The 8409-nt window shown below is 47.8% G+C and carries 9 protein-coding genes and 1 rRNA gene; 4 read left to right on the top strand and 6 right to left on the bottom strand.

The window, feature by feature from the left end; all coding sequences use genetic code 11:
- From rrf to deoD, 3 genes are all read left to right on the top strand, one after another.
- Positions 1-106, top strand: a 5S ribosomal RNA gene (gene rrf, locus KRX19_06210); the annotation flags it as partial.
- A 466-nt stretch (positions 107-572) separates the two neighbouring features.
- The gene (locus KRX19_06205) at positions 573-2795 is read left to right on the top strand and encodes an NADP-dependent isocitrate dehydrogenase (GenBank protein ID MBV7434619.1); all 2223 of its coding nucleotides are present in this window, start codon (positions 573-575) and stop codon (positions 2793-2795) included.
- Between the two features lie 72 nt (positions 2796-2867).
- Positions 2868-3581, top strand: a complete 714-nt coding sequence (gene deoD / locus KRX19_06200; protein MBV7434618.1) for a purine-nucleoside phosphorylase — start codon at positions 2868-2870, stop codon at positions 3579-3581.
- A gap of 56 nt (positions 3582-3637) precedes the next feature.
- Here the strand turns inward: deoD and hisA are convergent, their stop codons facing one another.
- Positions 3638-4363: a 1-(5-phosphoribosyl)-5-[(5-phosphoribosylamino)methylideneamino]imidazole-4-carboxamide isomerase gene (gene hisA / locus KRX19_06195; GenBank protein ID MBV7434617.1), complete on the bottom strand. Its 726-nt coding sequence runs from the start codon at positions 4361-4363 to the stop codon at positions 3638-3640.
- A 150-nt stretch (positions 4364-4513) separates the two neighbouring features.
- Here hisA and KRX19_06190 point away from each other — a divergent pair, with 150 nt between their 5' ends.
- The gene (locus tag KRX19_06190; protein MBV7434616.1) at positions 4514-5767 is read left to right on the top strand and encodes a DUF819 family protein; all 1254 of its coding nucleotides are present in this window, start codon (positions 4514-4516) and stop codon (positions 5765-5767) included.
- Here the strand turns inward: KRX19_06190 and KRX19_06185 are convergent.
- From KRX19_06185 to hisB, 5 genes are read right to left on the bottom strand one after another with little or no spacing between them, the layout of a single operon-like run.
- Positions 5764-6180, bottom strand: a complete 417-nt coding sequence (locus KRX19_06185; protein ID MBV7434615.1) for a DoxX-like family protein — start codon at positions 6178-6180, stop codon at positions 5764-5766. The two genes, KRX19_06190 and KRX19_06185, sit on opposite strands and share 4 nt — an antisense overlap.
- A complete protein-coding gene (locus tag KRX19_06180; protein MBV7434614.1) occupies positions 6173-6601 on the bottom strand; it encodes a thiol-disulfide oxidoreductase DCC family protein in 429 nt (142 codons plus the stop codon). Before KRX19_06180 ends, KRX19_06185 begins: the two co-directional genes overlap by 8 nt.
- Positions 6594-7109, bottom strand: coding sequence for a GNAT family N-acetyltransferase (locus tag KRX19_06175; GenBank protein ID MBV7434613.1), 516 nt, complete (start codon positions 7107-7109; stop codon positions 6594-6596). The genes KRX19_06180 and KRX19_06175 overlap by 8 nt, the downstream gene beginning before the upstream one ends.
- Positions 7106-7735 (bottom strand): imidazole glycerol phosphate synthase subunit HisH, encoded by a 630-nt coding sequence (hisH, locus tag KRX19_06170; GenBank protein MBV7434612.1) that lies wholly within the window; start codon positions 7733-7735, stop codon positions 7106-7108. Before hisH ends, KRX19_06175 begins: the two co-directional genes overlap by 4 nt.
- The gene (hisB, locus tag KRX19_06165; protein ID MBV7434611.1) at positions 7732-8322 is read right to left on the bottom strand and encodes an imidazoleglycerol-phosphate dehydratase HisB; all 591 of its coding nucleotides are present in this window, start codon (positions 8320-8322) and stop codon (positions 7732-7734) included. Before hisB ends, hisH begins: the two co-directional genes overlap by 4 nt.
- Positions 8323-8409 lie beyond the last annotated feature (87 nt).

Here is an 8409-nt window from a genome sequence, read left to right as displayed (position 1 = left end):
ATAGAACTGTGGTCCCACCTGATCCCATGCCGAACTCAGAAGTGAAACGCAGTATCGCCGATGGTAGTGTGGGGTCTCCCCATGTGAGAGTAGGTCACCGTCAGGGCTTTACACAGCCCCTTAGCTAGCGCTAAGGGGCTTTTTTAGAATGACCGAAAAGCTCAAAAATAACGCCTCTCCCTTAATCTTCTTAAACGACTTGCTAGATACCTTAAACCGTGATCGAAGCAAGCTTGGTTTCCCTCTACGTTTACGTGTAGCAGGTTCAAGCCAGACATACATACCCAAACACTTTTGGGATTCCCTGTATGACATCGTTTGCTCTACCAGACTATGCAGGCTTCGCTAATACCCTAGATGAAAGTTAAAATGCCTTGCTATAGATTGTGAGTTTTATATATGGCAAGTGAATCAGATTCTTGTATCCAGTGTAATAGTGAATATTGGCCTCACCTCTAGGCTTGTACTTTACAAGCTAGTATCGCGCTTAGAGATACGCTAAGCATGATGTATTGTTTGGTTATGGTATCATTAGCGCTGTAAAGCTTTTTGTATCTATATAAAGGAATCTTATGAGTCAACCAACCATTATCTATACCCATACTGATGAAGCACCAGCACTTGCTACAGGTTCTTTGCTACCTGTGGTGAAGGCATTTGTGTCAACAGCAGGCATTAATGTAGAGACCAGTGATATTTCATTAGCTGGGCGTATTTTGGCCAGCTTCCCAGATTACTTGCAGGAAGATCAGCGTCAAGAGGATGCGTTAGCGGCACTGGGGAAATTGGTTAAAGAGCCTCAAGCGAATATTATTAAACTGCCTAATATCAGCGCGTCTATGCCGCAATTAAAAGCTGCGATCAAAGAACTTCAAGATAAAGGTTATGCACTGCCAGACTATCCAGATAGTCCAAAGAGTGATGAAGAGAAAGATATTCGTACGCGCTACGATAAAATCAAGGGTAGTGCGGTTAATCCGGTTTTGCGTGAAGGTAACTCTGACCGTCGTGCGCCAAAAGCGGTTAAAAACTTTGCTAAAAAATATCCGCATAGTATGGGGGGTTGGTCTAAAGACTCAAAATCTCACGTTGCTACGATGAGCAGCGGTGATTTCTTTCATAATGAACAATCACTGACTCTTGATCATGCCACTGATATCAAAATTGAATTTGTGGGTAATGATGGATCAGTTACTGTGCTGAAAGACTCTTTCCCTATCCTTGAGGGAGAAGTGATCGATGGTACAGTGATGAGTAAAAAAGCACTGGTGGCTTTTTTAGCTGAGCAGATCGCCGATGCTAAAGCGCAGGATGTTTTGTTTTCGTTGCACATGAAGGCGACGATGATGAAAGTATCTGACCCAATTATCTTTGGCCATGCTGTCAAAGTTTTCTTCAAGGATGTGTTTGACAAACACGCTGATGCAATCAAAGAAGCTGGTATTGACGTCAATAACGGTTTTGGCAATCTTGTAAATAATCTTGATAAGCTTCCTGCAGATGTACGAAGTGATGTGGAAGCAGCTATTAAGGAAGCATTTGCTAATAACCCAGAGCTGGCTATGGTCGATTCAGACAATGGTATTACTAATCTACATGTACCAAGCGACGTCATTATCGATGCCTCTATGCCGGCAATGATTCGGGCATCAGGTCAAATGTGGGGACCTGATGGCAAGCAGAAAGACACTAAAGCTGTTATTCCTGACAGCAGCTATGCAGGTGTTTATGCTGAAACTATCGCATTCTGTAAGGAGCACGGTGCATTTGATCCGACCACAATGGGCACCGTGCCTAACGTTGGCCTGATGGCACAAAAAGCTGAAGAATACGGCTCGCACGACAAAACCTTTGAAATCCCTGCTGATGGCCAAGTACGTGTTGTCGATGCAGACGGCAACGTATTGATGAAGCACAGCGTTGAAGCAGGTGATATCTGGCGTATGTGCCAGGCAAAAGACGCACCAATCAAGGACTGGGTCGAGCTGGCTGTAACTCGCGCACGCCTGAGTGATACACCGGCTGTATTCTGGCTCGACAAAAACCGTGCTCATGATGCAGAGCTGATCAAAAAAGTAGAGCGCTACCTCAAAGATCTCGATACTGATGGTCTTGAATTACACATTATGGCGCCTGAGGAGGCGACACGCTTCACACTCAAGCGTGTCAAAGAGGGTAAGGATACCATTTCTGTGACTGGTAACGTTCTGCGTGATTACCTGACGGATTTGTTCCCAATTCTTGAGCTGGGTACAAGTGCGAAAATGCTTTCTATTGTGCCATTGATGAATGGTGGCGGTTTATTTGAGACTGGAGCAGGTGGTTCTGCACCAAAGCATGTGCAGCAATTCCTTAAGGAAAACCACTTACGTTGGGATTCACTTGGTGAATTCCTCGCATTAGCTGTGTCACTTGAGCACACTGCACAAAAGACCGGTAATGAAAAAGCGCAAGTACTTGCTGATGCACTTGATAAGGCAACTGAAAAATTATTGCTCAATGGCAAATCACCATCGCGTAAAGTCAATGAGCTTGATAACCGTGGAAGCCATTTCTACCTTACGTTGTACTGGGCTGAAGAACTTGCAGCGCAAGATAAAGATGCTGAATTGAAAGAGAAGTTTGCTTCTTTAGCGCAAACGTTGTCTGAAAATGAAGATCAGATTGTTTCTGAGCTGAACGGCGTACAAGGTAAGCCAGTTGATATTGACGGTTACTACGCTGCAGATGCTGAGAAAGCTGCTCAAGCAATGCGACCAAGCAAGACGTTTAACGAGGCATTAGCAAGCTTGTAATTTTTGTGGTTATATCCGCTCGATCTATCGGGCGGATGTACAAATCTCGATTGAAAGGACTGGAGAAAATACATGACCCCACATATTAATGCTCCCGATGGTGCATTTGCAGAAACGGTATTGATGCCTGGTGATCCGTTGCGTGCGAAATACATTGCCGAAACTTACCTTGAAAACGTTGAGCAAGTCACTGATGTGCGCAATATGTTCGGCTTTACCGGCACATATAAAGGCAAAAAAATCTCGGTGATGGGGCACGGCATGGGGATCCCATCATGCTCGATTTACGCCAAGGAACTGATCACAGAATACGGTGTGAAAAATATCATTCGCGTTGGTTCTTGCGGTGCTGTGCTGGATGATGTCAATGTGCGTGATATTGTTATCGGTATGGGGGCTTCAACAGATTCGGGCGTTAACCGTATCCGCTTCCGCGGACATGATTTTGCGGCAATTGCTGATTTTGAGCTGACCCGTGCACTGGTTGATGCAGCTGAAGCTCACGGTAAAAAAGCACGCGTTGGTAACCTGTTCTCTGCAGATTTGTTCTACACGCCAGACTTTGACATGTTCGAAGTGATGAAGAAGTACAATATTCTTGGTGTAGAGATGGAAGCGGCGGGGATTTATGGTGTTGCAGCTGAATTTGGTGTAAGAGCAGCGGCAATTTGTACTGTTTCTGACCATATTCTCAAAGGTGAAGCCACAACGGCTGAAGAGCGCCAAACCACATTCAACGATATGATGATTATTGCTCTGGAAGCTGCTCACGCTTTTAGTAATTAATCAGTTGATAGAAAGATAGATATGAAGCCGGATGCCATCATCCGGCTTTTTCTTATTTAGATGCCAGCAGATTCGTATGCTTCGCGTAAGGTAAATGCACCGTCGTAAATAGCACGGCCGACGATGGTGCCATAAATAGCCGGCTGTGCATCACGTAGGGCGATGATGTCATCAAGTGAGGCGACACCACCGGAAGCGATGACCGGAATATCAGTCGCTGCGGCAAGCTCGGCTGTTTGTGCGACGTTAACGCCGCCCATCATGCCGTCCTTGCTGATGTCGGTGTAGATAATTGCGGCAATGGTGTCGGCGCTGAAACGGCGGGCAAGATCAGTAGCCTTGACACTTGAAACTTCTGCCCAGCCATCAGTAGCGACCATGCCATCTTTCGCATCAATACCAAGAATGATTTTTTTCGGGTATTTTGCGGCAAGTTCAGCAACGTACTCCGGATCAGACACCGCTTTTGAGCCAATGATGCAATAATCCACACCTAAATCCCAGTAGTGTTTGGCTGTTGCTTCATCGCGAATTCCACCGCCAATTTGTAGTGGAATATCGGGGAAGCGTTTGGCAATGGCGCTGACGACATCTGCATTTTGCGGGCTACCGGCAAATGCGCCATTGAGATCGACGAGATGCAGGCGAGTTGCTCCTTGCTCAATCCAGTGTGCCGCCATATCTACAGGGTTATCCGAAAATACAGTGGCATCTTCCATACGACCTTGCTTGAGGCGGACGCATTGACCGTCTTTGAGGTCTATAGCGGGGATGGGCAGCATAATCAATCCTAAAAAGGATCATCATAACCAACAATGTGTCATATACAAAAGGGATTGCATTTATCTTATGTTTGCAACATGATTGTCAGAATATTGGTTGTGGGTATTGCTTCATATGAATGAAGCAATTTTTCCTTTGTTTATAGTCTAATGGAGGGAACGATGGAATCAGGTCAAGCATTGATTACCAATGATGGGCTGGTATTTGGCGTGATCATGGCGCTGCTCGGCTTTATTTTTTATACGTCAGCAAAAAAAGAGGGCTTCTGGGCAAAGTTCTATCATCATGTGCCGGCGTTATTGCTGTGCTATTTTTTACCCGGTTTGTTATCTACGACAGGTATTTTAAGTACGGATAGTGGTGATCATATCTACTACATTGCTTCGCGCTACCTTCTACCAGCCAGCCTTGTGCTGCTCACGCTGAGTATTGATTTACAAAAAATTCTCGGGCTGGGCTGGAAAGCATTGGCGATGTTTTTTACCGCAACCATCGGTATTATGCTGGGTGGGCCATTTGCGATCTGGTTATTTCATGTTATTGCGCCAGAGTGGGTTGCCGGTGAAGTGTGGAAAGGACTGGCGACATTGGCGGGTAGCTGGATTGGTGGAGGCGCAAATATGGCCTCAATGAAAGAGTTGCATCAGGTTAATGACACGCTGTTTGGTACGATGGCTGTGGTTGATGTGATTGTCGCTGAGTTTTGGTTGATTACACTATTATTTCTTGCCAAAAAATCCGATGCAATCGACCGCTGGCTTAAGGCTGATACACGCAGTATTGATGAATTAAAGCAGACAGTCGAGCGCTATCAGCGTGAAAATGAGCGAATCCCATCACTTAATGACATTATGATTATTCTTGGTATTGCCTTTGCTGTGGTTGGTTTGGGTCATCTGGCCGGGGATCATATTGGTGGCTACTTTGCGCAATTCCCATGGGCGCAAGAATACAGTTTATCTAGCGGATTCCTATGGTTGGTACTGACGGCAACAGTTGGCGGGATTGCCTTGTCGTTTACGCCTCTGCGGGATTACGAGCATGGTGGCGCATCAAAAATTGGTTCAGCATTCATTTACATCCTCGTGGCAGCTATTGGTATGCACATGGATCTGACCAAAATATTCTCACATTGGCAGTTGGTCTTGGTCGGCTTTGTATGGATCTTATTCCACATCACGCTGCTATTTATTGTTGCCAAGCTGATTCGCGCGCCGCTGTTCTTCCTTGCAGTTGGTTCAAAAGCCAATATAGGTGGTGCTGCATCCGCACCAGTCGTTGCTGCAGCATTCCATCCTTCACTTGCTTCGGTTGGTGTATTACTGGCCATTCTCGGCTATGCGGTAGGTACAATTGGTGCTTATCTGACTGGCGAAATGATGCGGCTGGTAGTGGGCGGCTAATATTTGTTTGGTTCTTGATCAGCCCCGAGTTTATCGGGGCTTTTTTGTGTCAGACAGACGATATAACACAATGCTAATGCGGCAAGATTGGTGCTGAGGGGATTGAATGCTGCGCCGAGTAATGCGGGGGTAAATAATGCGCAGTAGGTGAGTAATACGACGAGAGTTGCTGCGGAAAAATAGACCGGCCATAACCAACGACGATAAAGCAGCAACGCGCCAATGGTTAGCTCGGCAATACCGGCAATCAGCATAACAGTGCGGGCATCAAACGGTAGTGGGAACGGGCTGGCGGCGATCATTTGATGTTCGAGTGCGTCAGTGAGTAGGATTTTGGGTACCAATCCGTGCCAGATGAATACAAAGGCAAGGGTGAGGCGTGCTGTCCAGTGGATGCGGTTTTGCTTATTCATGATCGAGGAAGCGCTTTTGGTGATCGGGAGTGGGCAGCATACAGCTGTCGTACTTGCCGAATAAATGGTAGCGGTTCAGTGCGATGCGGTCGTAAAGCCAATCGCGAATAGGGCGCGGTACGATGTAGGCGGCACACAGGATGTGGTATGGCCAGCCGAGGCCGTGCATGACTTGCAGGAAAGCGTCGCTTTTGTCGTAGCAACGGTCGCTTTGAGCAAGAAGCATGGTGGTGACGTCTTCACTGTCGTAACCAAAGTGCTTGAGAATGGCTTTGCCTTGGGGTGATTGAATACTGCACAGGCGAAAGCGATGCTGCTTATCGTGTTTGATGATGAAGCGGCTCCATGCATTGCATAATTTGCACACGCCATCAAAAATGATGATTTGCTCGCCGTTGGCTATGTGCGGTGCGTTATTCATCGTGTGTGGGCTTTAGGATGTAGTAAACGAGGCTGGGCTCGAGTGGTGGAACGTCGTCAAGCGTATTGCAGCAAGTCATACCATTTTTCTCAAGAACGCGAATGGATGCTTTGTGTTGCGGACGAACCAATGCGTATACTGCGGTGGCTTGTTGCTCTTGAAATGCAAATGTAATCGCGCGGTTGGCTAATTCGCTAGCGTAACCATTGCCCCAGTAGTCAGGGTCAAAGCGATAGCCGAGGTTGAGGTGGCGAGTGCTTCCGTAGTTGCGATACGAGATGCCACCGAAACCAATGGCGTGATGTAGCTGGTCGGGCAGGGTTACTGTCCAGATACCAAATTGTTCTTGTTGCCAGTGGGCGAGAATGTCGGCAAAAATAATTCGCGCGTCGTCATAGGACATTGCGCCGTGCGGATTAAAGGTATTGGTTGCCGGATCACTATTGATAGCGTAATAACGTGCAAAATCGTCTTCCATTGGGCGGCGAAGTTGCAGGCGATTACTCATGGTTGCCATTGCACAAAATTGGCGAGAAAGCGCAGTCCGTTATCGGCGGATTTTTCAGGGTGTGCTTGTAATCCGGCAATGTTGTCACGGGCGATGGCGGCCGGGAAGGTGACGCCGTAGTCGGTAGTGCCGATGGTGTCGGGGTTGTCGCTCAAGTGGTAACTGTGTACGTAGTAGAAGTGGCTGTTATCGGCGATGCAATCCCAAAGCGGATGCGCACGGGTTTGCTTGATGGTATTCCAGCCCATATGCGGGATTTTGATGGTTTCGCCTTGGTCGATTAGGTCGGGCGTGAAGCGTACGACATTGCCATCGAATAACCCAAGTCCATCGACACCGCCATTTTCTTCGCTGTGGCGCATCATGAGCTGTGGGCCGATGCAGATGCCGAGAAAGGGTTTTTCGCGTGCGGCTTGCAACAGTGGCTCAATGAGGTCGAGTTTGCGTAGTTCCGCCATGCAGGCTGCGATGGCGCCTTGCCCGGGCAATAATATGCGGTCTGCGGCTGCAATGGTTTGGCGATCGGTAGCAAGGGTGATGGTTGCGTCTGGGGCAACGTGAGCAAGCGCTTTACACACGCTGTGTAAGTTGCCCATGCCATAGTCAATCACGGCAATACGGTTCATAGGCAGCCCTTGGTTGAAGGCATTTGTCCGGCAGCACGTTCGTCGATGGCACATGCCATACGCAGGGCACGGCCAAAAGCCTTGAATATGGTTTCGATGATGTGATGATTATTGATGCCGCGGATGTTGTCGATGTGGATGGTAGCTTGCGCGTGGTTGGCGAAGCCCTGAAAAAATTCAAAGAAGGTTTCGGTATCAACGTCGCCGATTTTGTCGCGGGTGAATTTGGCGTAAAAATGCAGACCGGGGCGGCCGGAAAAGTCGATAACAACGCGTGATAAGGCTTCGTCGAGTGGCACGTAGCTGTGCCCGTAACGAGTCAGTCCGCGTTTATCACCAAGTGCTTCTTTCAGTGCCTGACCAAGTGCGATACCGACATCTTCGACAGTGTGGTGGCAGTCAACGTGCAGGTCGCCATCGCATTTGATGTCGAGGTCGAACAGCCCGTGGCGAGCAATCTGGTCGAGCATGTGGTCGAAAAAACCGACGCCACTCTCTAGGTTGGCTTTGCCGGTGCCGTCGAGATTGATGCTGACGTCAATTTTGGTTTCGTTGGTGTGGCGCGATACGCTGGCTTGTCGGGTCATGATGATTTTTGTCTGCAAAAGAAATGATTATAACCGCGTGCCTTGATGATATTCAAAATGATGGTTCATGATTGTTCATTAAGGGGC

The organism is Cardiobacteriaceae bacterium TAE3-ERU3 (assembly GCA_019218315.1).
Classification (GTDB): domain Bacteria; phylum Pseudomonadota; class Gammaproteobacteria; order Cardiobacteriales; family Cardiobacteriaceae; genus JAHUUI01.
The sequence above is the reverse complement of the archived record's forward strand: the minus strand, read 5'-3'. Positions and strand labels throughout refer to the sequence as shown.

Coding starts and splice junctions, on each gene's coding strand:
- KRX19_06205 (MBV7434619.1), top strand. CDS start 573: ATGAGTCAACCAACCATTATCTATACCCATACTGATGAAGCACCAGCA.
- deoD (MBV7434618.1), top strand. CDS start 2,868: ATGACCCCACATATTAATGCTCCCGATGGTGCATTTGCAGAAACGGTA.
- hisA (MBV7434617.1), bottom strand. CDS start 4,363: ATGCTGCCCATCCCCGCTATAGACCTCAAAGACGGTCAATGCGTCCGC.
- KRX19_06190 (MBV7434616.1), top strand. CDS start 4,514: ATGGAGGGAACGATGGAATCAGGTCAAGCATTGATTACCAATGATGGG.
- KRX19_06185 (MBV7434615.1), bottom strand. CDS start 6,180: ATGAATAAGCAAAACCGCATCCACTGGACAGCACGCCTCACCCTTGCC.
- KRX19_06180 (MBV7434614.1), bottom strand. CDS start 6,601: ATGAATAACGCACCGCACATAGCCAACGGCGAGCAAATCATCATTTTT.
- KRX19_06175 (MBV7434613.1), bottom strand. CDS start 7,109: ATGAGTAATCGCCTGCAACTTCGCCGCCCAATGGAAGACGATTTTGCA.
- hisH (MBV7434612.1), bottom strand. CDS start 7,735: ATGAACCGTATTGCCGTGATTGACTATGGCATGGGCAACTTACACAGC.
- hisB (MBV7434611.1), bottom strand. CDS start 8,322: ATGACCCGACAAGCCAGCGTATCGCGCCACACCAACGAAACCAAAATT.